Annotated in this window: 21 protein-coding genes; 6 read left to right on the top strand and 15 right to left on the bottom strand. The window is 64.6% G+C overall.

Features of this window, described 5'->3' with window-relative positions; genetic code table 11:
- Window positions 1-101: 101 nt before the first annotated feature.
- Genes ispG through ACVW16_RS19240 form a run of 3 tightly spaced genes read right to left on the bottom strand, consistent with a single transcriptional unit; the run spans window position 102 to window position 2,880 of the window.
- Window positions 102-1,385: a flavodoxin-dependent (E)-4-hydroxy-3-methylbut-2-enyl-diphosphate synthase gene (ispG, locus tag ACVW16_RS19250; RefSeq protein WP_456700721.1), complete on the bottom strand. Its 1,284-nt coding sequence runs from the start codon at window positions 1,383-1,385 to the stop codon at window positions 102-104.
- Window positions 1,386-1,397: 12 nt separating this feature from the next.
- Window positions 1,398-2,351, bottom strand: a complete 954-nt coding sequence (locus ACVW16_RS19245; protein WP_456738257.1) for a DMT family transporter — start codon at window positions 2,349-2,351, stop codon at window positions 1,398-1,400.
- 34 nt (window positions 2,352-2,385) lie between these two features.
- A complete protein-coding gene (locus ACVW16_RS19240) occupies window positions 2,386-2,880 on the bottom strand; it encodes a Fur family transcriptional regulator (protein ID WP_456700720.1) in 495 nt (164 codons plus the stop codon).
- Window positions 2,881-3,036: 156 nt separating this feature from the next.
- Between ACVW16_RS19240 and ACVW16_RS19235 the strand changes: the two genes are divergently transcribed.
- The 3 genes from ACVW16_RS19235 to ACVW16_RS19225 are packed head-to-tail and all read left to right on the top strand — an operon-like array spanning window position 3,037 to window position 6,242.
- Window positions 3,037-3,519 (top strand): MarR family winged helix-turn-helix transcriptional regulator, encoded by a 483-nt coding sequence (locus tag ACVW16_RS19235; RefSeq protein WP_092232161.1) that lies wholly within the window; start codon window positions 3,037-3,039, stop codon window positions 3,517-3,519.
- On the top strand, window positions 3,512-4,681 hold the full coding sequence (locus ACVW16_RS19230; RefSeq protein WP_456700718.1) for an HlyD family secretion protein: 1,170 nt from the start codon (window positions 3,512-3,514) through the stop codon (window positions 4,679-4,681). The genes ACVW16_RS19235 and ACVW16_RS19230 overlap by 8 nt, the downstream gene beginning before the upstream one ends.
- A gap of 4 nt (window positions 4,682-4,685) precedes the next feature.
- Window positions 4,686-6,242, top strand: coding sequence for a DHA2 family efflux MFS transporter permease subunit (locus ACVW16_RS19225; RefSeq protein WP_456700717.1), 1,557 nt, complete (start codon window positions 4,686-4,688; stop codon window positions 6,240-6,242).
- Window positions 6,243-6,338: 96 nt separating this feature from the next.
- Here the strand turns inward: ACVW16_RS19225 and ACVW16_RS19220 are convergent, their stop codons facing one another.
- The 5 genes from ACVW16_RS19220 to pcaF all read right to left on the bottom strand — a co-directional run bounded on the left by ACVW16_RS19220 (window position 6,339) and on the right by pcaF (window position 11,183).
- Complete coding sequence (locus ACVW16_RS19220) at window positions 6,339-7,400, bottom strand: phosphotransferase family protein (RefSeq protein ID WP_456700716.1); 1,062 nt, start codon at window positions 7,398-7,400, stop codon at window positions 6,339-6,341.
- A 189-nt stretch (window positions 7,401-7,589) separates the two neighbouring features.
- Window positions 7,590-8,192, bottom strand: coding sequence for a protocatechuate 3,4-dioxygenase subunit alpha (pcaG, locus tag ACVW16_RS19215; protein WP_456736641.1), 603 nt, complete (start codon window positions 8,190-8,192; stop codon window positions 7,590-7,592).
- A gap of 1 nt (window position 8,193) precedes the next feature.
- On the bottom strand, window positions 8,194-8,895 hold the full coding sequence (gene pcaH, locus ACVW16_RS19210; RefSeq protein WP_456700714.1) for a protocatechuate 3,4-dioxygenase subunit beta: 702 nt from the start codon (window positions 8,893-8,895) through the stop codon (window positions 8,194-8,196).
- 123 nt (window positions 8,896-9,018) lie between these two features.
- Window positions 9,019-9,912 carry a dioxygenase family protein gene (locus ACVW16_RS19205; protein WP_456700713.1) on the bottom strand — a complete coding sequence of 298 codons (894 nt, stop codon included), beginning with the start codon at window positions 9,910-9,912 and terminating at the stop codon, window positions 9,019-9,021.
- Between the two features lie 62 nt (window positions 9,913-9,974).
- A complete protein-coding gene (gene pcaF / locus ACVW16_RS19200; RefSeq protein ID WP_456700712.1) occupies window positions 9,975-11,183 on the bottom strand; it encodes a 3-oxoadipyl-CoA thiolase in 1,209 nt (402 codons plus the stop codon).
- A 216-nt stretch (window positions 11,184-11,399) separates the two neighbouring features.
- On the opposite strand from pcaF, the gene mutS reads away from it, so the two are divergent.
- Window positions 11,400-14,138 (top strand): DNA mismatch repair protein MutS, encoded by a 2,739-nt coding sequence (mutS, locus tag ACVW16_RS19195; protein WP_456700711.1) that lies wholly within the window; start codon window positions 11,400-11,402, stop codon window positions 14,136-14,138.
- A gap of 9 nt (window positions 14,139-14,147) precedes the next feature.
- Here the strand turns inward: mutS and ACVW16_RS19190 are convergent, their stop codons facing one another.
- From ACVW16_RS19190 to ACVW16_RS19165, 6 genes are all read right to left on the bottom strand, one after another.
- Window positions 14,148-15,824 (bottom strand): methyl-accepting chemotaxis protein, encoded by a 1,677-nt coding sequence (locus tag ACVW16_RS19190; RefSeq protein ID WP_456736642.1) that lies wholly within the window; start codon window positions 15,822-15,824, stop codon window positions 14,148-14,150.
- Window positions 15,825-16,051: 227 nt separating this feature from the next.
- Window positions 16,052-16,879, bottom strand: coding sequence for a hypothetical protein (locus ACVW16_RS19185; protein ID WP_456700709.1), 828 nt, complete (start codon window positions 16,877-16,879; stop codon window positions 16,052-16,054).
- A gap of 39 nt (window positions 16,880-16,918) precedes the next feature.
- Window positions 16,919-17,428 carry an OsmC family protein gene (locus tag ACVW16_RS19180; RefSeq protein WP_456736643.1) on the bottom strand — a complete coding sequence of 170 codons (510 nt, stop codon included), beginning with the start codon at window positions 17,426-17,428 and terminating at the stop codon, window positions 16,919-16,921.
- A gap of 53 nt (window positions 17,429-17,481) precedes the next feature.
- Window positions 17,482-18,267, bottom strand: a complete 786-nt coding sequence (locus tag ACVW16_RS19175; RefSeq protein WP_456700707.1) for an ABC transporter ATP-binding protein — start codon at window positions 18,265-18,267, stop codon at window positions 17,482-17,484.
- 4 nt (window positions 18,268-18,271) lie between these two features.
- Window positions 18,272-19,117, bottom strand: coding sequence for an ABC transporter permease (locus ACVW16_RS19170; RefSeq protein ID WP_456736644.1), 846 nt, complete (start codon window positions 19,115-19,117; stop codon window positions 18,272-18,274).
- 70 nt (window positions 19,118-19,187) lie between these two features.
- On the bottom strand, window positions 19,188-20,159 hold the full coding sequence (locus ACVW16_RS19165) for an aliphatic sulfonate ABC transporter substrate-binding protein (protein WP_456736645.1): 972 nt from the start codon (window positions 20,157-20,159) through the stop codon (window positions 19,188-19,190).
- A gap of 188 nt (window positions 20,160-20,347) precedes the next feature.
- Between ACVW16_RS19165 and ACVW16_RS19160 the strand changes: the two genes are divergently transcribed.
- Window positions 20,348-23,137 carry a [protein-PII] uridylyltransferase gene (locus tag ACVW16_RS19160; RefSeq protein WP_456700704.1) on the top strand — a complete coding sequence of 930 codons (2,790 nt, stop codon included), beginning with the start codon at window positions 20,348-20,350 and terminating at the stop codon, window positions 23,135-23,137.
- Window positions 23,138-23,251: 114 nt separating this feature from the next.
- On the opposite strand, the gene ACVW16_RS19155 is transcribed toward ACVW16_RS19160, so the two are convergent.
- On the bottom strand, window positions 23,252-23,782 hold the full coding sequence (locus tag ACVW16_RS19155) for a methylated-DNA--[protein]-cysteine S-methyltransferase (RefSeq protein ID WP_456738258.1): 531 nt from the start codon (window positions 23,780-23,782) through the stop codon (window positions 23,252-23,254).
- A gap of 47 nt (window positions 23,783-23,829) precedes the next feature.
- On the opposite strand from ACVW16_RS19155, the gene ACVW16_RS19150 reads away from it, so the two are divergent.
- Window positions 23,830-24,237 (top strand): DUF1304 domain-containing protein, encoded by a 408-nt coding sequence (locus ACVW16_RS19150; RefSeq protein ID WP_456700702.1) that lies wholly within the window; start codon window positions 23,830-23,832, stop codon window positions 24,235-24,237.
- Window positions 24,238-24,465: the final 228 nt, after the last annotated feature.

Below are 24,465 nucleotides of genomic sequence, written 5' to 3'. Positions count from 1 at the left end.
TAGGGCGGGTTAGCGAAGCGTAACCGGCCACTTCGCTCGGGCAAAAAATAGGGCGGATTAGCTGCGCCAATCCGCCCTACAATTTCGATGTCGAACGACGCTTACTCCGCCGCAGTGACCGGCGCCTTGGCGCCCTGGCCGTAGCGCTGGTCGATGTAGTCGATCACCAGTGCCTTGAAGTCGGCCGAGATGGTCGGGCCGCGCAGCGTGCGGAACTTCTTGCCGTCGACGAAAACAGGCGCGGCCGGCGCTTCGCCGGTGCCGGGCAAGGAGATGCCGATATTGGCGTGCTTGGATTCGCCGGGGCCGTTGACGATGCAGCCCATCACCGCGACGTTGAGCTCTTCGACACCAGGATATTTGCTCTTCCAGTTCGGCATCTCGTCGCGGATGAAATCCTGGATCGAGCGCGCCAGCTCCTGGAACGTGGTCGATGTGGTGCGGCCGCAACCGGGGCACGCTGCAACCAGCGGCACGAAGGTGCGGAAGCCCATGGTCTGCAACAGCTCCTGGCCGACCTGCACCTCGCGGGTGCGATCGCCGCCGGGCTCCGGCGTCAGCGAGATGCGGATGGTGTCGCCGATGCCCTGCTGCAGCAGGATTCCGAGTGCGGCCGAGGACGCCACGATGCCCTTCGAGCCCATGCCGGCTTCGGTGAGGCCGAGATGGATGGCGTAATCGGAACGGCTGGCGAGATCCTGATAGACCGCGATCAGATCCTGCACCGCCGAGACCTTGGCGGAGAGGATGATGCGATCCTTGGGCATGCCGAGCTCTTCGGCGCGCGCGGCCGACAGCAGGGCCGACTGCACCATCGCCTCGCGCGTCACCGCGCGCACGTCGCGCGGATTGGCGGACGCGGCGTTCTCATCCATCAGCCTGGTCAGCAGTTCCTGGTCGAGCGAGCCCCAATTGGCGCCGATGCGCACCGGCTTGCCGTTCTTGTTCGCGATCTCGATGATGTCGGCGAACTGGGTGTCGCGCTTGTCCTTGAAGCCGACATTGCCGGGATTGATGCGGTACTTCGCCAGCGCTTCGGCGCAGGCCGGATAGGCCGCGAGCAGCTTGTGGCCGATATAGTGGAAGTCGCCGATCAGCGGCGTGGTGATGCCACGCTTGGCGAGGCCGTCGCGGATATGCGGGACGGCGGCCGCCGCCTCTTCGCGATCCACGGTGATGCGGACCATTTCGGAGCCGGCGCGCGCGAGCGCTGCGACCTGGGCGATGGTGCCGTCGATGTCGGCGGTGTCGGTATTGGTCATCGACTGGACGACGATCGGCGCGCCGCCGCCCACGCTGACGTTGCCGACCTTGACCTGGGTGGTCTTGTGCCGGGGCGCGGGGCCTGCGAGGTCGGAATCGATGGTGTTCTCGAGCTTGTTCATGGGGTCCAAATATCAGGTTTTGGTGACGTTCAGCAATGCATCAGCCGGCGCCGCGGCCGTTTGGCTCGGACGGTTAACCAGAAAAAGTCCAGCAATTACAAGGACGGCTGCCGCCCCAAAGGCCAGACTCAGGCTGTCGTGCATGATGAAATAGCTACCCACCACGCCAAACAAAGGGGTGATGAAGGTAAAAGCCGACAATTTGCTGGCCGAATAGGCCTTCACCAGCGCGAACCAAAGCGTGAACGTGGTTCCGACCACCCAGACAGCCTGAAAGGCCATCAAGGCGAACGACAGCGGCGACGGGGTGTGGCTGATGGTTTCCCCTGATAACAGGGCGGCGGTGCCGAGGATCGGGATCGAGGTTGCGACCTGATAGCCGAGCGCCTTCTCCGGCGCGGCGAAACGCAACCGCGTGCCCTTGGCGACGAGCGTGGTCGCGGCCCACAGCGATGCACCGCCGACGATCATGAGATCGCCGAGCAGCACATGTGAATCCACATTGGCCTGCGGGACGCCGATCGCGAGCGCGACGCCGGCAAAGCTCACGGCCAGTCCCAACCACTGCGTGCTGCCAAGGCGCTCGCCGAGCATCTGGTAGGAGCCGAGCGCGACGAAGAAGGGCGCGGTGTAGAGGAACACGACCGCGCGCGAGGCCGTGGTGAGGCGCAGGCCCTGGAAGATCAGCACGAACTCGAGGCCGAACATCAACCCGGCGATCAGGCCCGGCTTCCACGTGCCGTCATTCTCGAAAAATTTGACGCCCCGAAATGTACCGATGAGGAACAGCACCGGCAACGCGACCGTCGAGCGAATCATCGCCTGCAGCATCGGCGGGATATCGGGCAACACCAGCTTCACCGCAATCTGGTTGAAGCCCCAGGTCAGACATAGCATGAGCATCAGGGCGATGGCGCCGGCACTCAGCGGGCGCGCGGCGGACGGAATGGCTTGGAGTGGGGGCATGTCTTCCTGAGTCCCGGCTTGCGCCGTTGTTGCTTTAAGATGCTTTCTGACAATGAGTGCAGACGCCCGTGATCTCCACCACGGACAGCTTTGGTGCAAAGCCCGAGGCGCGCGCTGCGGCGTTGAGATCCCCGGCAAAGGATCCTGACGGGATTTCGCCGACGAGGCCGCAGCGCTCGCAGATCAGGAACGCCACCGCCGAGGTCGCGTCGTGGTCGTGGGCAGCGCAGGCGAGATAGGCGTTGCGGCTCTCGATGCGGTGCACGAGGCCGTTCGCCATCAAAAAATCGAGCGCGCGATAGACGGTGATGGGCGCCGGCCGCGGCATCGACTTGGCCAGTTCGTCGATCACCTCATAGGCGCCGAGCGGGCGATGGCTGGAGAGCAGCGCGCCCAGCACCTGGCGGCGGATCGGCGTGAATTTCTGCGCGCGGGCGTCGCAAACCGCCTCCGCATGCGCCAGCGCGTCCGCGGTGCAGCGGCCGTGATCGTGGTCGGGCGTCGGAAATGCCGGCTTTGCGAGGGTCATTCGACCGGGGTTCTAGCATTTCGGCCAGGGAACCCAAAGCACGACCGCCACGATGGCGGTCAGCCATGCTTTTGCCGCGGGACAGCATCGCATCTACCTGCCATGAAATAATCATAAGCTAGCTTATTATATCCAAGCTTATTGGAGACCAAGCTTATGACCCGCGGGTCTGTCGACCAGAACTTCCTGTTCACGCTCGGCGAGCTCTACCGCCTCTTGCGCGTCTATGCCGACAAGGAGGCCTCGCGTTTCGGCATCACCCGCGCGCAATGGGCTGTGCTGGCCAAAGTCGAGCGCAGCGAGGGCATGAAGCAGTCGGAACTCGCCGAGTTGCTGGAGATGCAGCCCATCACGCTGACGCGGCTGATCGACAAGCTCTGTGACAGCGACTGGATCGAGCGTCGCAACGACGCCACCGACCGTCGGGTCAAGCGCCTCTACCTGAAGAAGGCCGGCCGGGCGCTGCTTGGCAAGATGAGCGGCCTCAAATCCGAGCTGACCGCCAACGCGCTCGACGGCATCAGCCCCGCGGACGCCCATCGTCTCCTCACCCAACTCGAAACCATCAAAGAAAACGTGCGAACCGCGATCCAGACATCAGGCGCGGAACAAGCGCGTAAGGAGCAGCGCTATGGCTGAACAAGTCCTCAAATTCCAGCCCGAGCAGAAAATCGACGGCGGCAAACCCAGCAAGAAGGCCGGAACCGATCCGCGCCGTCGCTTCGTCGCCGGGCTGCGCCGTCATCGTCGCTTTTTGCTGATGGTGGTGCTGCCGATCGTGGCCCTGATCGCAGGCCTGACCTTCTATCTCAATGGCGGCCGCTATGTCGGCACCGACGACGCCTATGTCGGCGCGCAGAAGGTGCTGGTGACGCCCGACATATCGGGCAAGATCGTAAAGGTCGTCGTGAAGGAGGGCGAGCTCGTCAGGCAGGGCGACGAGCTGTTCGACATCGACCCGGTCCCGTTCCAGCTCGCCGTGGACGAGGCGAAGGCCCAGCTGATGCAGGCCAAGTCGACCTATGACAATCTCGTCGCCAACATCAAGATCTATGGCGACATGCTCGATCTCGCCCAGAAGGGCGTCGACCTGAAGCAGCGCGACGTCGAGCGCAAGCAGGCGCTGGTGAAGAACAATTACGGCTCCCAGCTCGATCTCGACAACGCCTCGAACGCGCTGGTCACGTCGGGCTCGATCGCACAATACGTCAAGCAGCAGATTTCGACCGCCAAGACCCAGCTGCTCGGCGACCCTGACCTGCCCCTGGAAAAATTCCCGGCCTACGCCCAGGCCAAGTCCAAGCTCGAGAATGCCCAGCGCAATCTCGACCATGCCGTGGTGCGGGCGTCGATGGATGGCGTTGCGACCCAGGTGGACCAGATCCAGCTCGGCCGCTACGTCGCCGCCGGCACGCCGGTGTTTTCCATCATCGACGTCGCCCATCCCTGGGTCGATGCCAATCCGAAGGAGAGCGATCTCACCTACGTCACCGCGGGACAGCCTGTCACCCTCGAGGTCGACGCGTTCCCGAACCACGTCTTCAGGGGCAAGATCGGTTCGCTCTCGCCCGGCACCGGCGCGCAATTCGCGATCCTGCCGCCGCAGAATGCCACCGGCAATTTCGTCAAGGTGGTGCAGCGCGTCCCGATCCGGATCTATTTCGACGAGAGCGACGACTACGTGAAGAAGCTGAAGGCCGGCATGAGCGTCTATGCCACCATCGACACCGGCCATCGCCGCTCGCTCGCCGGGCTGCTCGGCCTGTCGGCGAACGCAAGCCAAGACAAAGAGCAGGACTGATCCGATGTCCGGTCCCAATGCCAGCCTGATGGTCCCCGGCCTGCGCCGGAACATGGTGACGATCTGCGCCATGACGGCGACCATCATGCAGGCGCTGGACACGACCATCGCCAACGTCGCGCTGCCCTACATGCAAGGCACGCTGTCGGCCTCGCAGGACCAGATCAACTGGGTGCTGACCTCCTACATCGTCGCCGCCGCCATCATGACGGCGCCGGTGGGCTGGATCTCCAATCGCTTCGGCCGCAAGCGCATCTTCATCATTTGCGCGGCCGGCTTTACACTCGCATCCGTGCTGTGCGGGTTGGCGCAGGACATCAACCAGATGGTGCTGTTCCGCCTGCTGCAAGGCGTGTTCGGCGCGGCGCTGGTACCACTGTCGCAGTCCGTCATGCTGGACTATTACACGCTCCAGGAACGCGCCACGGCGATGTCGATCTGGGGCATGGGCGTGATGATGGGGCCGATCATGGGGCCTTCACTCGGCGCCTGGCTGACCGAGACCTATTCCTGGCACTGGGTGTTCTTCGTCAATTTGCCGTTCGGCGTCGTCACCGTGCTCGGGCTCGGCATCTTCATGGACGAGACCGACAAGAATCTCAGCCTGAAGTTCGACTGGTTCGGCTTTGGCGCGCTGGCGATTGCGATCGGCGCGCTTCAACTCGCGCTCGACCGCGGCGAGCAACTCGACTGGTTCGAGTCGGCCGAGATCGTGACCGAGTTCATCGTCTCGGGTATCGCCTTCTATTACTTCTTCGCGCACTCCTTGACGACCTCGCGGCCCTTCATCCAGTTCGCGCTGTTTCGGGATCGCAACTTCCTGACCGGCTGCATCTTCATGACCGTGATGGGCCTGGTGCTGTACTCGACCATGGCACTGGCCTCGCCTTACCTCCAAAACGTCATAGGCTATCCCATCATGACCGCCGGCGGCCTGCTTGCGAGCCGCGGCTTCGGCACTTTCTTCGCCATGATGATGGTCGGCCGCATCATGCGCTACATCGAGGCCCGTACGCTGATCATCTGCGGCCTGACGCTGACCGCCGCCTCCCTGTTCCAGATGACCGGCTGGACCGACCAGACCCAGGTGCCGGAGATCGTCGTCGTCAGCGTGATCCAGGGCTTTGGCTTCGGACTCGTCTTCGTTCCGCTCTCGACCGTGGCGTTCCTGACGCTGCCGAACCATCTGCGCACCGACGGCACCTCGATGCTGACGTTGATGCGTAACGTCGCCAGCTCTGTCGGCATCTCCGTCGTCATCGCCCAGCTGACGCAGGGCACGCGCAGGACCTATGCGATCCTCTCGGAGTCCATCAACCCGTTCAACCATGCGCTGCAGATGCCGAACGTGCGGAGCATGATCGACCTCTCCACCGATGCCGGCCGCGCCATGGCCGACCGCATGGTCAGCATCCAGTCGCAGATCATCGCGTTTGCGCGCGACTACCAGCTCGTGATGTTCTTCATCCTCTGCACCATCCCGCTGGCGCTGATGATCGGTTCGACCAAGGCGTCCTTGCGCAAGCAGGCGGCGGGGCCGGAACATGCGGTGATGGAGTAAAGGGCGCGGCTCGAGCCTTGTCGTCGTTGCGAGCGCAGCGAAGCAATCCAGACCTTCTCCGCAGCAGCAGTCTGGATTGCGGCACGCGCGCCGCCCCTACAGCAGCTCCTCGCACCCCAAATCCTCGACCGCCATCATCACCCGCTCCAGATTGTTCCACCAGATCCCCGGCGGGATGTTGATGGCCCATTGCCAGACCGGCTTGGTGATGTGCCAGAGCACCGACCAGCGGTAATCCTGATCGAGCGCGCCGCGCGTGTAGCCGGCCACGCCATGTGCGAGCAGCGTCTCGTGGTAGCGATTGAGCAGCGGCCGCTCGAGCGCCTGCCGGCGCTCCGGATACCATTGGATCGCCATCATGTAAGCGAGGTCGTGGGTGGGCACATTGATGCCCCACAGGTCGAAATCGAAGATACGCACGGTGTCGGCGACGTCCGCGCGCGGCAGCAGGAAATTCCAGGTATGCGCGTCGCCATGGACAATGCTGACGTGGCGGTGCGAATGATAGCGCTGCGACAGCCGTGCTGACTGTTCGATGAGACGGCGATAAAGGATGCGCCGTTCCTCACTCAAGCGATCGCCGAGCTCGTCGGCGAAGCGATCGTAATGCCCGGCGAAGGTCTCCAAATGCGCTGCGCTGTCCTCGGCGCTCGCCCAGGTGCCGACGGTCTCGCCGAGGCGAGGATGATTCCACCATGCCGCATGCATGCGCGCCAACGTCGTGACGATGGCCATCGACTGATCTCGCGAAGGTGGCACCGTCGGGACAGTCGCGAGTTCATGACTGTCGGTGAGATCTTCGAGCAGGAGATGCCATTTCCCGCTCTCCGCATTGAAATGCCCGTCGAAGCAGCGCGGCACGAATCCCGGCGGCATGTTCGGGGCGAGCTGCGTGTAAAAGGCGACTTCGTGCTCGCCGCGATCCGCAAGCGTCCGAGCGAAGCCAGCTTGCGCCATCTTCAGAACCAGGGTCTGCGGCGAACCGGCGGACTCCCCGACATAGCGCAGACCAAGCCTGGTGATGTGCGAGACCACGGTGTCGCGCTCATGCAGCACCTTGACCTCACGCACCGCGCCCGCGTCCAGCGCGCCGGCCTTGCGCAGCGCAGCCGTCAGGTAACCGGGCTCAGCGACCGCCGGCAATTGTGAGGATGTCATGAGTCGCGCCCCCCGGTGCCGCGCACATTCTGCACGATCACCCAGGGAAGCGCTACACCCTCTGTTTGCGTCCCGGACAGGCGAAGCGCAGATCCGGGACCCCATCACGGCAGCATAGTTTGGCGAAGGCAGGCCATGACTCTCGCGCAACAATGACTGCTGCGGCCCGGCCTTCACCGGGACAGCGCGTCAGATGTCGAAGAACACCGTCTCGTTGTCGCCCTGCAAGCGCAGGTCGAGCTTGTAGACGGCCTTGCCGGTCTCGCGCACCGCAGTCAGCGTGGCGCGGCGATCGGCTGGAACCAGCGCCAGCACGGGATCGGCGGCGTTGCCGGCCTCGTCGCTGAAATAGATGCGGGTATAGAGGTGCCGCAGCATGCCGCGCGCGAACACGGCCAGAACGATGTGCGGCGCCTGCGGCTTACCGTCAGGATCGGGCACGACGCCCGGCTTGATGGTGTCGAAGGAATAATTGCCGTCCTTGTCGGTGCCGCAGCGGGCGAAGCCGCGGAAGCTGGCGTTCGGCAGCGCGCGCTTGTCCTGCGGATCGGCGTAGCGGCCCTGCGCGTCCGCCTGCCAGATCTCCAGCATGGCGTCGGGCACCGTGGCGCCGTCGCCATCGAGCACCCGGCCCTCGATACGAACGCGGTCACCGGAGACGTCTGCAGTCAGCGTCGAGTTGGTGAAGGCGTCGTTCCAGGAATATTCGCCGGTCGGCGTCAGGCCGTATTTGAAGAACGGGCCGACGGTTTGCGACGGCGTGATCCCGTCGGGCTTCACAGAATCCTGCACGTTAGTGGTTCTCCATGGGGGTGGCGTTCTTGCCGCGCAGCACGATGTCGAAGCGATAGCACAGCGCCCATTCGGGCTTGGTATTCTCCAGGTCGAACGACGAGACCATGCGCATCCGCGCCTTCTCGTCCGGCACCGAATTGAAGATCGGATCGAACGGGAACAGCGGATCTCCAGGGAAATACATCTGCGTCACCAGGCGGCTGACAAAGGAATGGCCGAACACCGAGAGGTGGATATGGGCAGGGCGCCAGGCATTGTGGTGATTGCCCCAGGGATAGGCGCCCGGCTTGATGCTGACGAAGCGGTAATAGCCTGACGCATCGCTCACGGTGCGGCCCGCGCCGGTGAAGTTGGGATCGAGCGGCGCCGGATGCTGGTCGCGGACATGGACGTAGCGGCCACAGGCGTTGGCCTGCCAGATCTCCACCAGAGAATCGGGTACACCGCGGCCGTCCTCGTCGCGGACATGGCCATGCACGATGATGCGCTCGCCGAGCGGTTCGCCCTTGTGCTGGGTGGTGAGGTCGCCGTCGCCTTCGCGCACGGTCTCGTGGCCATAGACCGGGCCGGTGAGTTCCGACAGCGTGTGGCGCATCGGGATCAAGGGCTTGCTCGGTGCGCGCTTGATCGAGCTCTTGTACTCGGGCGACAGCGGCAGCGGATGGGCCTTGTTGCTGCCTGTGGGATAGATGAATGTCATTGGCGAACTCCTCCCCGGCCATTCTGGGCCAGCCGAACCAGATTTGCGCCAATCATTATAGGATATAACTAATTTGGGGAAGCGGGTTCAGCGCCTTCCCGAACCCGGCATTCGGCCGGCATCCTATTTGATCGGCGCACGCGGCAACACGGCTTCCCCGGCCTCGAGCCGGTAGGTGTGGTCGAGCGAATACCAGGGCGTTGCGACATCAGGCGCGGTCGGATGCGGCGTCTCGTGACGCACGAATTTGCCGATCAGCGCTTGTGTCACGCCGAACTGCACGTCGCTGTCGATATGGGGGTCGTTGGGATCGTAGACCTGCGAGATCAGCACTTTGAAGCCCGGCTTGAAGATCAGGGCATGCAGGTGCGCGGGACGATAAGGGTGCCGGCTCTGCGCCTCGAGCAGGCGGCCGACCACGCCATCGGTCGGAATGGGGTAGCCGATCATCATCACAGAGCGGAAGGCGAAGCGGCCATCCTGGTCGGTCGTGAACTTGCCGCGCAGGTTCATGTCGGCCTGCTCGGGATCCTGGTTCTCGTAGAGGCCAACCGGCGAGGCGTGCCAGACGTCGACCTCCGCACCGGCGACCGCACGGCCGTCCCTGTCAACGACGCGGCCGCTGACGAACAGCGGCGCGCCCGGGGTTTCGGAGCGGACGATCGATCCGCCGTTCTCAACCCGCGGCGAGTTCAACCGCCAGAACGGGCCGAGCAGCGACTGGTCGGTTTCGGTGTTGCCCTGATCGCCGTTGTTGAGCAGGCACACCAGCGGCGAGACACCGAGCGAGCCCGCCATCAGCACGACTTCGTTATGCGTGTCGGTGGTCAGCTTGCCGAGCTCGGCGATGATGGCGGTGGCGTCGCGGAATTCCTTCTCGGTCAGCCTGACGTCACGCACGAAGCCGTGCAGGTGCTTGACCAGCGAGACCATGATTTGACGCATCCGCGGATCGGACGTCCGCTCCATCACCGCAAGAGCGGCGGTCGTGACGTCCTGCTCGCGTTCGATGATCATGCTCGCCTCTCACCAGGACTCCTCACCTCTCCCCGCGTGCGGGGGAGAGGCGAGGAAAGAGTTCAATTCACCTTCTCGATTGCGACGGCGACGCCCTGGCCAACGCCGACGCACATCGTGGCGAGCGCGAGCTTGCCGCCGCGCTTTTCCATGCCGTGCACGGCGGTGAGCGCGAGGCGCGCGCCGCTCATGCCGAGCGGATGGCCGAGCGCGATGGCACCGCCATGCGGATTGACGAAATCGGCATCATCGGCGACGCCAAGCTGGCGCATGCAGGCGATGCCCTGCGAAGCGAACGCTTCGTTGAGCTCGATCAGATCGAAATCGGTGATCTTCTTGCCCAGCCGTTCCATCAGCTTGCGGGTCGCGGGCACGGGGCCGATGCCCATGATGCGCGGCGGCACGCCGGCCGAGGCGAGGCCGAGGATACGCGCGCGGGGCGTCAGACCATGCTTCTTCACGGCAGCTTCGGAGGCGAGGATCATCGCGGCGGCGCCGTCATTGACGCCGGAGGCGTTGCCGGCCGTGACCGTGCCGGGATTGCGCACGATCGGCTTCAGTTTCGCCAGACCTTCCAGCGTAGTCTCGGGACGCGGATGCTCGTCCTTGTCAACAGTGGTCGGGCCGGCCTTGCCACCGGGAATGGTGATCGGGGTGATCTCTTCCGCGAAATAGCCAGCAGCAATCGCCTTCCCCGCTCGCTGCTGCGAGCGGATTGCGAAGGCGTCCTGGTCGGCGCGCGAGACCTGGAATTCCTCGGCGACGTTCTCGCCGGTCTCCGGCATCGCATCGACGCCATACTGCGCCTTCAGCAGCGGATTGATGAAGCGCCATCCGATGGTGGTGTCGAAGATCTCGGCGGAGCGCGAGAACGCTTCCTGCGCCTTGCCCATCACGAAAGGCGCGCGGGTCATGGATTCAACGCCGCCGGCAATCGCAAGCTCGACCTCGCCCGACCGAATGGCGCGGCCCGCGGCACCGACCGCATCGAGGCCGGAGGCGCAGAGCCGGTTCAGCGTCTGGCCTGGAACCGAGTCCGGAAGCCCGGCAAGCAGCAGCGCCATGCGCGCGACGTTGCGGTTGTCCTCGCCGGCCTGGTTGGCGCAGCCGAAGAAGACTTCGTCGACCTGTGCCCAATCGAGATTGGGGTGCTTGGCCATCAGCGTCCTGATCGGGGCCGCGGCGAGGTCATCGGCGCGCACCTTGGCGAGCGAGCCGCCGAAACGGCCGATCGGGGTCCGCACGGCATCGCAGATAAAGACGTCACGCATCGCTGTTCTCCCTGAATGCCGCGGTTCGGCCAGAATTCCTTGATGTCGGCGGAGTTTTAGGAGGGCGCCCGCGGCAGGTCAATTGACCGTTTTCTGCGTCTTCCCCGGGGTGCGCACGCCGGCAACGCATGCCGCGGTGCGGACAACGTGGAAAACCTCCCCTCGCAGGCCAAAGCCATAGGAGCAGGAGGCGAAATTTTGTAGGTTGCGCCGCTCATGACAGTCCAACAGCCGATACCCCTACCGCCGCCCGACGACGTTCCCGCGCAGCCAGCGGAAGCCGCCCCGCGCGTCACGCCGATGATGGAACAGTACCTCGAGATCAAGGCGGCACATCAGGGTCTGCTGCTGTTCTACCGGATGGGCGATTTCTACGAGCTGTTCTTCGAGGATGCCGAGATCGCCTCGAAAACACTCGGCATCGTCTTGACCAAGCGCGGCAAGCATCAGGGCAACGACATCCCGATGTGCGGCGTACCGGTCGAGCGCTCCGAGGATTATCTGCACCGCCTGATCAGCGCCGGCCACCGGGTCGCGGTGTGCGAGCAGACCGAGGATCCCGCCGCCGCCAAAGCGCGCGGCAACAAGAGCGTCGTGCGCCGCGGCGTGGTGCGGCTGGTGACCCCGGGCACGCTCACCGAGGACACGCTGCTCGACGCGCGCGCCAACAATTACCTGCTGGCGATCGCGCGGGCGCGCTCGTCCACCGGCGGCGATCGCTTCGGCCTTGCCTGGATCGACATCTCCACCGCCGAATTCGCGGTCACCGAAGTTTCGGGCGGCGAGCTCGCCGCGACACTGGCGCGCATCAATCCGAACGAAGCCATCGTTAGCGACGCTCTTTATAGCGATAGCGAACTCGGACAGACCTTGCGTGAGCTGCCGGCGGTGACCCCGGTGACCCGCGACGTCTTCGATGGGGCCACAGCCGAAAAGCGCCTCTGCGATTACTTTGCCGTCGCGACCATGGACGGGCTGGCGCAGCTGTCGCGGCTGGAAGCCACGGCTGCCGCCGCCGCGGTCACCTATGTCGACCGCACCCAGGTCGGCAAGCATCCGCCGCTGTCGCCGCCCGCGCGCGAAGCCTCGGGCGCGACCATGGCGATCGATCCGGCCACCCGCGCCAATCTCGAGCTGACACGGACGCTCGCGGGCGAACGCCGCGGCTCGCTGCTCGATGCGATCGACTGTACCGTGACCTCGGCCGGCTCGCGCCTGCTGGCGCAGCGGCTGGCGGCGCCTTTGACCGACGCGCCGGCGATCGCGCGGCGGCTCGATGCCGTCAGCGCTTTCGTCGCTGACGCAGCCACGCGCGAAGACATCCGCAGCATCCTGCGCGGCGCGCCTGACATGTCGCGGGCACTGGCCCGTCTCTCGGTCGGCCGCGGCGGACCGCGTGATCTTGCCGGCCTGCGCGATGGCATCCTCGCCGCCGACCAGGTGCTGGCGCGGTTGTCCGAGCTCGACCAGCCGCCGCAGGAGATCGCCGTGGTGATGGCCGCTTTGCAGCGGCCTTCGCGCGAGCTCGCCGCCGAGTTCGCCCGCGCGCTCGACGAACAATTGCCGCTGATCAAGCGGGACGGCGGTTTCGTTCGTGCCGGCTACGAGCCGGCGCTCGACGAAGCGCGCAACCTGCGCGATGCCTCGCGCCTGGTCGTGGCCTCGATGCAGGCGCGCTACGCCGACGACACCGGCGTCAAGGGCCTCAAGATCCGCCACAACAACGTGCTCGGTTATTTCGTCGAGGTCACCGCGCAGCATGGCGACAAGCTGATGTCGGCGCCGCTGAACGCGACCTTCATCCATCGCCAGACGCTGGCGGGCCAGGTGCGCTTCACGACCTCCGAGCTTGGTGAGATCGAGGCCAAGATCGCCAATGCCGGTGATCGCGCGCTCAACCTCGAGCTCGAGATCTTCGAGCGGCTCTGCGCCAGGGCGCTCGAGATCAGCGACGATTTGCGCGCGGCGGCGCAAGGCTTTGCGCTGCTCGATGTGGCGACCTCGCTGGCCAAGCTCGCCGTCGACGAGCACTATGTGCGGCCCGAGGTCGATGGCTCGCTCGGCTTTGCCATCGAGGCCGGCCGCCATCCCGTGGTCGAGCAGGCCTTGAAGCGTAACGGCGAGCCGTTCATCGCCAATGCCTGCGATCTCTCGCCCACGCCAGCGCAAAAGTCCGGCCAGCTCTGGCTGCTCACCGGTCCGAACATGGCGGGTAAATCGACCTTCCTGCGCCAGAACGCGCTGATTGCGCTGCTCGCGCAGATCGGCAGTTTCGTACCGGCGACGCGCGCGCGGATCGGCATCATCGACCGCCTGTTCTCGCGCGTCGGCGCCGCCGATGATCTCGCGCGCGGCCGCTCCACCTTCATGGTGGAGATGGTCGAAACCGCCGCGATCCTCAACCAGGCCGGTGAACGCGCGCTTGTCATCCTCGATGAGATCGGCCGCGGCACCGCGACTTTCGACGGCCTTTCCATCGCCTGGGCCGCGATCGAGCATCTGCACGAGAGCAACCGCTGCCGCACGCTGTTCGCAACGCATTATCACGAGCTGACCGCGCTCTCGACCAAGCTGCCGCGCATGTTCAACGCGACGGTCCGGGTGAAGGAGTGGCAAGGCAATGTCGTATTCCTGCACGAGGTGCTGCCGGGCTCGGCCGACCGCTCCTACGGCATCCAGGTCGCCAAGCTCGCCGGCCTGCCGCCGGCCGTGATCACGCGCGCCAAATCCGTACTGGCAAAGCTGGAGGCACAGGACCGCGGCCAGACCGCCCGGGCGCTTGCCGACGATCTGCCGCTGTTCGCCGTCCCCTCGCGCGCGGCCGCCGAAGCCGCGCCGCCGACCGAGGCCGAGCTGCTGATGGACGCGGTGAAGGCGCTGCACCCCGACGAGATGTCGCCGCGCGAGGCGCTTGATGCGCTGTATGCGTTGAAGGCCAAGCTGCCGAAGCAGTGACTGGGCCGGTTACGCTCTTGCCGTGATCGCCGCGGCCTCTGCGGCGGCACGCTGCATGCTGGTCGACATCTCGTTGGTGACCGTGCTCTGCTCCTCGATGGCAGCCGCGGTGGAGGTGACGTATTCGCTGACGTTGTTGATCGCCTGCTTGATCGAGCCGAGCGCGCCGACGACATCGCCCGAGATGCCGTTGAGACTGCCGATCTCCTGGGCGATCTTGTCGGTCGCCTGCTTGGCCTGGTTGGCGAGGCTCTTCACTTCGGATGCCACAACGGCAAAGCCGCGACCGGCTTCACCGGCACGGGCCGACTCGATCGTGGCATTGAGTGCGAGCAGGTTGATTTGACCGGTGATGCTGTTGATCATCTCGACGATGCCGCTCATCGCCTGCGCCGCTTCGGTGAGGCGCTGAGCCTGAGCATCGGCGGCGGCGACCTGGTCCACGGCGCTCATCGCGGTTTCGCGCGACTTGGTCATCGCCTCGGAAATCTCGCGCACCGAGGCATTGAGCTCTTCCGAGCCGGCGGCGACCGATTCCATCATGCCGCGGACGCGCTCGTTGCCCATGCGAACCAGCACCTGCTTGGTGGTGTCGGTGGCATATTTCACCACCTTGAACGGCTTGCCGTTGAGATCGATGATCGGATTGTAGGAGGCCTGGATGTAGATCTCCTTGCCGCCCTTGCCGATCCGCTTGTATTCGGCCGCCTGGTACTGGCCGCGGTTGAGTGCGGTCCAGAACTCGCGATAGGCGGGGCCGTCGCGCTCGCCGGGCTCGACGAACATGCTGTGATGCTTGCCTTTGATCTCCGCCAGCGAATAGCCGACCGTGTGCAGGAAGTTCTCGTTGGCGGTGATGATCGTGCCGTCCATGTTGAACTCGATCACGGCCTGGGCCTTGTCGATCGCCGAGATCTGACCCGCCAGATCGGCATTCTTCAGCTTCTCCGCGGTGACGTCGGTTGCAAACTTGACGACGCCATAGGGCTTGCCGTTCTCGTCGAGCAGCGGATTGTAGGAAGCGAGAATCCACACTTCCCTGCCGCCCTTGGCGATTCGCTTGAATTCGCCGGTCTGGTAGTCGCCGCGGTTGAGCGCGGCCCAGAATTCGCGATAGGCCGTGCCGTTGCGGTCGGCCTCGGCCACGAAAAGGCCGTGATGCCTGCCCTGGATCTCGGCAGGCGAATAGCCGAGCGCCTTGCAGAAATTTTCGTTGGCGGAGACGATGGTGCCGTCGAGCTTGAACTCGATGACGGCCTGGGCACGGCTGATGGCGGCGATCTTCGATGCGTCCGTCATGCTCCGGATCTTCTTCGCGGTGATGTCGGTCGCAATCTTGGCAACCATCACAGTCTTGCCATCGCCGTCGAGCACCGGATTGTAGGATGCTTCGATCCAGACCTCGCGACCGTCCTTCGCGATCCGCTTGAATTCGCGTGCCTGATACTCGCCACGGTTCAATGCAGCCCAGAACGCCTTGTACTCGGCGTTGTCGCGCTGCCCGACGGGCACGAACATCGAGTGATGCCTGCCCTGGATTTCGTCGAGCCGATAACCTAGTGCGTCGAGAAAGTTCTTGTTGGCGGTGATGATGGTGCCGTCAAGCTTGAATTCGATCATCGCCTGCGAACGGCCGATGGCGTCGAGCCGCGCCTGTGCATCAGCATGGGACTTGCGCCCGAACATCCAAATATCTCCTCGTTGAGAAATCGTCTCGCACCACGGGGCGGCATCGCCCTCGCGCTCGAGAGTTTTCGACTCGTCCTAAACTCACGGTGCACCGGTCGAACTGGCCCACGTTCAAGGTTGGGTGCCTCGACAGCTGAAGCGTACATTTACGGGCAAGTCACAAAGATTAAATTAACGATGGCAGCGGGATCGCGCAGCCGAACACCGCAGAACTACGCGGCTGATCACCGCAAAATATCGGGACCGGATGCTTGCGCTTGAAGGCGCCGAGTTCTGCGTCCATTCCACCACAGTGTCAGGTTCCACGTCACGCAAGTTGCAAGCGCAAGCAGGAGGCCTACCGCCGATCCAAAGTTCACCACTGCGACGTGCATCACCGCAATCGCCATGCCGAATCCGAGCAGGCCCCAGGCGGAATTGGCGAGCACGGCAGCGGTCGGAGGGCCGCCGATGCGGGGATGCAGGATCACCATCATGCTGGTGAAGACGATCGGGTAGAGCGCGATGACTCCGGAGACGCGAGGGCCGACCCAGCCCGAAGTCGAGACGACGATCGCAACCAGCGTTGCGACCAGCGCGGCGCGGAACGGGATGTCGTACCAGCGGCGGGTCACCAGCGGCATCTTCACATGCCGGTACCGTGCGAGCAGCGGAATGCAGACGCCGAAGGCCACCAGGTTGACGGCGAGCCCAGCCGTCAACGTCCAGTCGAACAGACGGATGATCGACGCCAGCACGATCCATACCGCTACCGCGCTCCCGACACTCACGGCAAAGCTATGCCGCTGCGCCAGCACGACGTAGGTCAGCCCCAGGAAAATCGTCGCGGCGTTGATCGGCAGGCTCGACAGCGCCCCCTGCGCAATGAAAGCGGCGTCATGGTCGATCGCGAGGAAGACATAAGACGGCCCCGCCGAGATCGGCAGCGTCGCCACCAGTGCCCCGATCACCGGGCCGGAGCGCTCGGTGATGATGGACGCCGACACCACGAAGGCGGCCGCAACCGCCATGCGCAGCACGAGGAAGAGGATGTAGGAGAGTTCGGCCGGCATTTTTTCTTCTTGCCCGCCCCGTCGAGGGGGAAGGCGGCACTACATCCGCTGCATCGAGACCGAAACCTTCGGGCCGTTCTTGATGGTCTGATAGACCACACAATAGCGCTCGGTGAGTTTCAGCAGGAGGTCGAGCTTGTCCTGCGGCGCCGGCGTATCGACCTCGAAGCGCAGGCGGATCTCGGCGAAGCCGACCGGAGTCTCCTTGTCGACGCCGAGCGTGCCGCGGAAATCGAGATCGCCCTCGGCATAGACGTTCCCGGTGGTCAGCGGCACCTCGATCGCAGTCGCGACCGATTTCAGCGTGACGCCGGCGCAGGCGACCAACGCCTCGAGCAGCATGTCGCCGGAGCAGAGTTCGAGGCCGGAGCCGCCGGTGGCGGGATGCAGACCAGCCATCGCGATGGCGCGGCCGGTCTCGACCTTGCAGGCGATGCCTTCGCTGTCGGTCGAGCCCTTGGCCTTCAGCGTGATCATCGCGGTCCTGGGATCGGTCTTGTAACGCTCCTTGATCGGGGCCTGCATCTGGCGCAGTTCTGCGGCGTCCATCTTGTTCTCTCCCGGAAAAATCGCTCTCGATGTACCGGCTCAGAGCGAAAATGTCACCACCACATGGCCTGACCGGGACCCTGGGTTGCGTCACGGTCGGGCACGTTGCGGTCGAGCGAACGGTCGAGTGACGTCAGCACACTGCGCTTGAAATTCTCGAACAGCGGCGAATTGCGGTCGCGCGGCCGGCCCAGATTGATCTCGATCTGGTCGAACAGGCGCCCCGGCCTGGGCCGCATCACCAGCACGCGGTCGGCCAGCACCACGGCCTCGTCGACGTCGTGTGTGACGAGGATCAAGGTCGGGCGCGTGTCGGCCCAGAGGTCGAGCAGATGATCCTGAAGGTCGCGCCGCGTGAAGGCATCGAGCGCCGAGAACGGCTCGTCGAGCAGGAGCACCTCCGGCTGCGGCACCAGCGCGCGGGCGATTGCGACGCGCTGCGCCTGTCCGCCGGAGAGCTCACGCGGCCAGGCCTGCGCCTTGTCAGCAAGGCCAACGCGTTCGAGAGCGCGCGCCACCTTCTCGCGCCGCTCGGCCGCCGGGACATCGGCGAGTCCAAAAGCGATATTGTCGGCGACGCTGAGCCAGGGGAGGAGCCGTGGCTCCTGAAAGATGATGCCGATCTTGGCATGTGGCGAACTGATCGCCTCGTCGTCGAGCGTCACCGTGCCCGAACTCGCGCGATCGAGGCCGGCGATGGCGCGGAGCAACGTCGACTTGCCGCAGCCGGAGCCGCCGATGATGGCGAGGATCTCGCCCTGCTTGACGTCGGCGGAGAAGCGCGCCAGCGCCTGCACGCCATTGGGATAAGTCTTGCTGACCCGATCGAGCGCCAGCATTGCCTCAAGCTCCCTTCGTGCGGCCGAACGCGTCCTGCCAGCGCAGGAACGGCGCGGCCGCGACCTCGATCAGCCAGTCAGTGAGCTTGCCGAGGATGGCGAAGATCACGATCGCGGCCATGATCTGCGCGGGCTTGCCGAGCTGCTGGCCGTCGAGCAGCAGATAGCCGAGGCCTTCGGAAGCGCCGATCAGTTCGGCCGCGACGACGAACATCCAGCCCAGACCGAGACCGACGCGCAAGGACACGACATAGGCCGGTAGCACGGCGGGCAGCAGGATGCGGCGGATCATGGCCGGGCCGGAGAGCCGGAACACGCGTCCGACCTCGAATATCTTGCGATCGACCGAGAGGATCGCGCCCATCACACCGAGATAGACAGGGAAGAACACGCCGACCGCGATCAGCGCGATCTTGGACGTCTCGAAAATGCCGAGCCAGAGGATGAACAGCGGCACCCAGGCGAGCGAAGGAATCGCGCGCAGCGCCTGCACGGTGGGGTCGAGCAGGCGCCGCGCCAGCGACCAATAGCCGGAGATGGCACCAAGCAGCGTACCCGCGACCACGCCGAAGGCGAAGCCGAGGCCGACGCGCCACAGCGTCGCGGCGATGTGGTGGATCAACTCGCCGGAACGAGCGAGATCGGCGATGGTGGCAAGGACGCGCGAGGGCGGCGGCACCAGGCGGCCGTTGGACCAACCGAACCAGACCACGAGCTCCCAGCCAACTGCCAGCAGAAATGGCAGCAACAGCCCCAGCATCGGCCGCGCATACCGCGACAGCCGCGAGGACGCGGCGACGTTTTCGGCTGGTTCCGAAGACTGTTGCAGGACGGGCGCGTCGGAGATCATGGCAGGTAGGAAGCGCGTCCGGGGCGGGAATGCAAGGAGCCTCTTACCCTCCCCTGGAAAGGAAGAGAGATCAATTCGCCGGCAGCGGAACCTGGTCGTCGATCAGGGCATCCAGCGTCGCCTTCACGTCGACCTTGGCATCGACGACGCCGGCCTGCTGGAGCGCGAGGCCGGCCGCGAGAATCGACTCGCGCTGGGACGCGCCGATGCGGCTGTGGGTGAGCTCGGTGCGTTCCTTGAGCTGCTTGTCAACGACCGCATCGGGCAGCTTGGTCACCGCGATGAAGGTCTTCTTCAGCTCGTCGTAATTCGCCAGCGAATACTTTCGCGCGTCCTCATACGCCGCGAGCACGCGGCGGGCGGCGTCGGGATAGTCCTTCAGGAACTGCTCGCGCACGTTGAGGATGCCCCAGGTGTTGGCATCGGCCTTGCGATAGAACAGCTTCGCGCCCTCCTCGACCTCGGCCTGCGCCATCATCGGATCAAGACCGGCCCACGCATCGACGTCGCCGCGGATGAGCGCGGTCTTGCCGTCGGCGTGCTGCAACAGCACCGGCGTGATGTCCTTTTCAGTGAGACCGGCACTGAGCAGGGCGCGCACCAGGAAGATGTGCGGATCGGTGCCGCGCGTCACTGCGACCCGCTTGCCCTTCAGGTCAGCGACGCTGGTAATCTTGGAGTCCTTGCCCGTGACCAGCGCCGTCCATTCCGGACGCGAATAGACATAGATCGACCTGATCGGGTTGCCGTTGATGCGCGCGACCAGCGCGGCTGAACCGGCGGTCGAGCCGAAATCGATGGAGCCGGCATTGAGGAATTCGAGCGCCTTGTTGGAGCCCGCGGACTGCACCCAGGTGATGGCGATGCCGTCTTTGGCGAACTCCTTCTCCAGCAGCCCCTTCTGCTTCAGGACCATCGACACTGGATTGTAAGTCGCCCAATCGATGCGGATCTCCTTGAGCGGATCAGCAGCCCGAGCCGCGGCGGTCATGGCGAGGGCCGCGGCTCCCGCCAGAAGAATGCGTCGTGTCACGTTGCTCATGCCCAAACTCCTTCAGAATTTCTTTGCTTTTCAATGAGTTATATCTGGAGGTCAACGGGAAAATCAGCCCCTTGAAAGCGCGCGACCCGAGAACAATTTTGCCCGAGGACCGACCTTTCCAGCATGGAACGACTATTGCCTGAGAATGGCTGATGACAGCGCCTGTCACCTCTTATATCGGGTGAGACATGGATAGCGTTGCGACCGAGCCCAAGCCACAGGTGGATGATCGTTTCGATACCGCGCGGATCACCGCCGCGATCGATGCGCTTGCCGAAAAGTACCAGGGGCGCGAGGACGCGTTCCGCACCGCGACCGCGCAACTGCTCAAGAGCGAGCTGCTCGCGGCACGCGCCGCAGCGCAGGCGATCCTCCTGAAGGACCGCCATGGCCGCCGCTGCGCCGAGCGACTCTGCCACGTGCAGGACGAGATCATCCGCATCCTCTATTCGGCCGCGACCCGACATCTCTATCTCTCGCCGATCCCGACCGGGGCGGAGCGCATGGCGGTGGTCGCGACCGGCGGCTATGGCCGCGGCCTGATGGCTCCCGAGTCCGATATCGATCTGTTGTTCATCCTGCCCTACAAGCAGACCGCCTGGGGCGAGCAGGTCGCCGAAGCCATTCTCTATTGCCTCTGGGACATGGGATTGAAGGTCGGCCACGCCACGCGCTCGGTCGATGAATCGATCCGGCAGGCGCGCGGCGACATGACCATCCGCACCGCCATCCTGGAGACGCGCTTTCTCACCGGCGACCAGCCGCTTTATGACGAGCTGGTCGCGCGCTTCGACAAGGAAGTGGTGCAAGGTACCGCGTCCGAATTCGTCACCGCAAAGCTTGCCGAGCGCGAAGAACGTCACCGCCGCGGCGGCCAGTCGCGCTATCTGGTCGAGCCCAACGTCAAGGACGGCAAGGGCGCGCTTCGCGACCTGCACACCTTGTTCTGGATCGCGAAATACGTCTATCGCGTCCACGATACCGACGAGCTGGTCGAGCGCGGCGTATTCGACGCGCAGGAGTATCGCAGCTTCCGCCGCTGCGCCGATTTCCTCTGGTCGGTGCGCTGCAATCTGCATTTCTACTCCGGCCGGGCCGAAGAGCGCCTTTCCTTCGACCTGCAGCGCGAGATCGCCGTCAGGCTCGGCTACACCTCGCATCCCGGCATGCAGGACGTCGAGCGCTTCATGAAGCACTACTTCCTCGTCGCCAAGGAAGTCGGCAACCTCACCGCCATCCTCTGCGCCAAGCTCGAGGACCAGCAGGCCAAGCCCGCACCGGTGCTGAGCCGGATGATGGCGCGCCTGCGCCCGACGCCGGCAAAGCGGCGCGTCCCCGACAGCGACGACTTCATCGTCGACAACAACCGCATCAACGTCGCCGCGCCCGACGTCTTCAAGCACGATCCCGTCAACCTGATCCGCATCTTCCGTCTCGCGCAGAAGAACAACCTCGCCTTCCATCCCGATGCAATGCGCGACGTGACGCGCTCGCTCGGGCTGATCAACGCGCAGATGCGCGAGAATCCCGAGGCCAACCGGCTGTTCATGGAGATCCTGACCTCCGACAACGCCGAGATCGTGCTGCGCCGGATGAACGAGACCGGCGTGCTCGGTCATTTCATCCGCGCCTTCGGCAAGATCGTCTCGATGATGCAATTCAACATGTATCATCACTACACCGTCGACGAGCATCTGATCCGCTGCGTCGGTTTCCTCCAGGACATCGAGCGCGGCGGCTTCGAGGAGTTCACGCTCGCCAGCGATCTGATGCGCAAAATTCGCCCCGAGCATCGCGCGGTGATCTACATCACGACGCTGCTGCACGACATCGCCAAGGGCCGGCCCGAAGATCACTCGATCGCGGGCGCCAAGGTCGCGCGCCGGCTGTGCCCGCGGCTCGGCTTCAGCGCGGCGGACACGGAGCTCGTGGCCTGGCTGATCGAGGAGCACCTGACGATGTCGACGGTCGCGCAATCGCGCGACCTCTCCGACCGCAAGACCATCGAGAACTTTGCTGCCGTGGTGCAGTCGGTCGAGCAGATGAAGCTGCTCACCATCCTGACCACCGCAGATATCCGCGGCGTCGGTCCGGGCGTCTGGAACGGCTGGAAGGCGCAGCTGCTGCGTTCGCTGTATTACGAGACGGAACCGGTGCTGACCGGCGGCTTCTCGGAGGTCGACCGCGGCAAGCGCCTCACGGCTGCCTACGCCGAATTCCGGAACGCCTTCGCCGAATGGCCGGCGGACGAGCTCGACGCCTATATCGGCCGGCACTATCCGGCCTATTGGCTCAAGGTCGAGCTGCCGCGCAAGATCCGCCACGCGCGCTTCGTACGTTCGAGCGAACAGGCCGGCCACAAGCTCGCGATCAATGTCGGCTTCGACGAAGTGCGTGGCGTCACCGAGCTCACGATCTTCGCCGCCGACCATCCCTGGCTGCTGTCGATCATTGCGGGCGCCTGCGCCTCGGCCGGCGCCAACATCGTCGACGCCCAGATCTACACCACGACCGACGGCCGCGCGCTGGACACGATCTCGATCTCCAGGGAATACGACCGGGACGAGGACGAGGGAAGGCGCGCCACGCGCATCGGCGAGATGATCGAGGATGTGCTCGAAGGCAAGCTGCGCCTGCCGGAAGTGGTGGCGCGGCGTACCGTGCGCAGCAAGGCAAAGCCCTTCGTGATCGAGCCTGAGGTGACCATCAACAACCAATGGTCCGATCGCTACACCGTGATCGAGGTCTCCGGCCTCGATCGACCCGGCCTGCTCTACGAGCTGACCACGGCGATCTCCAAGCTGAACCTCAACATCGCCTCAGCCCATGTCGCGACCTTCGGCGAGCGTGCCCGCGACGTGTTCTACGTCACGGACCTCTTGGGCGCGCAGATCAACGCGCCGACCCGCCAGGCCGCGATCAAGAGCGCGCTGACCCACGTGATGGCGGGTGACAAGGCGGTTCAGCCGGCGGCGTAGGCTGCGTATCTTTCTCCACTCGTCGCCGGATGGCGCCCCGGCCGGTGGATATGGATTCCGGGCTCGCGCTTCGCGCACCCCGGAACGACGAAGAGATGTTGGTGCGCTATCGGCTCAGACTTCCACCCCTTCATGCCGCAACAGCCAGCGTTTGCGCTCGAGACCGCCGCCATATTTCACCAACGAGCCATCAGCGCCGATCAGCCGATGGCAGGGCAGCACCACGCTGATCGGATTGGAGCCGTTGGCGTGGCCGACCGCCCTGATAGCCTTGGGCATTTCGATCTTCGCCGCAAGCGCCCCGTAGCTCATCGTCGTGCCTACAGGGATCTTCGCGAGTGCGGTCCAGACCTTTTGCTGGAATGGCGTGCCGGAGATGCGCCATTCGACGCGCAGGAGCTGACCGAGATCACCCTCGAAGTAAGCTGACAGCGCGGTCTTCATGTCGGTCGGCGCAGGTCGATCAAGCAGGTTCACGGCGCCATGATGCAGGCGCAACAGCTCGCGCATGCGGTGCTCGTGGTCATCCCAGTCGAGCGCACGCAACGCGCCTGCGCTATCGGTGACGAGCAGCGCGATCCCGATCGGCGTCACCAGCCGGTCGAGGCCGAAGCTTTCAGGGGTTTTGGTCGAGCGAGCGGCCATCGCGACACCATTGCAGCGAAACACGTTTCGCACTTGCCACGCCTGATATGCTAAGGTCCACCCGAAAGCTGACGCTTTTGGGGGAGCTCAACTTGGTTCTGGTCGCGAATTGTCTGGTGGCGCTTGTCGCCGCGCTGCACGCCTATTTCTTGCTCCTGGAGATGTTCCTTTGGGACAAGCCGCTTGGCCTGAAGACATTCCGCAATACGCCTGACAAGGCCGCGATCACCAAAGTGCTGGCCGCCAATCAGGGGCTCTATAACGGCTTCCTCGCCGCCGGCCTGATCTGGGGCGTTGTCCACGGCAACCCGGCCTTCGCATTCCAGATCAAGCTGTTCTTCCTCGCCTGTGTGATCGTGGCCGGCGCTTATGGTGCGGCGACCGTCAGTCCGCGCATCTTGATCGTGCAGGCGCTGCCGGCGGCGATCGCACTGGCCGCCTTGTTCTTGGCCTGAACCTGAACTCTCGGCCCAAGCCCTGAGACGGCGCAACGCCGCGATCCCCGGGCGCGGCCTGCCCGTCCGCCACACGCTTCGGCAGCGATAGCGACCGTTGTAACCAGCGGGAAAAGACCGTCGGCCGGAAATTCCGCCAGGAGGAACAAGTTAATTGAGCCATCGAATGACCGTCCGATTGATGTGTCCCACCCTACGAACGGTCAGCGCTTCCCCACCTTGCCTTGC

Source organism: Bradyrhizobium sp. USDA 4474 (assembly GCF_054057515.1).
This window is presented reverse-complemented; position numbering and strand designations above follow the sequence as displayed.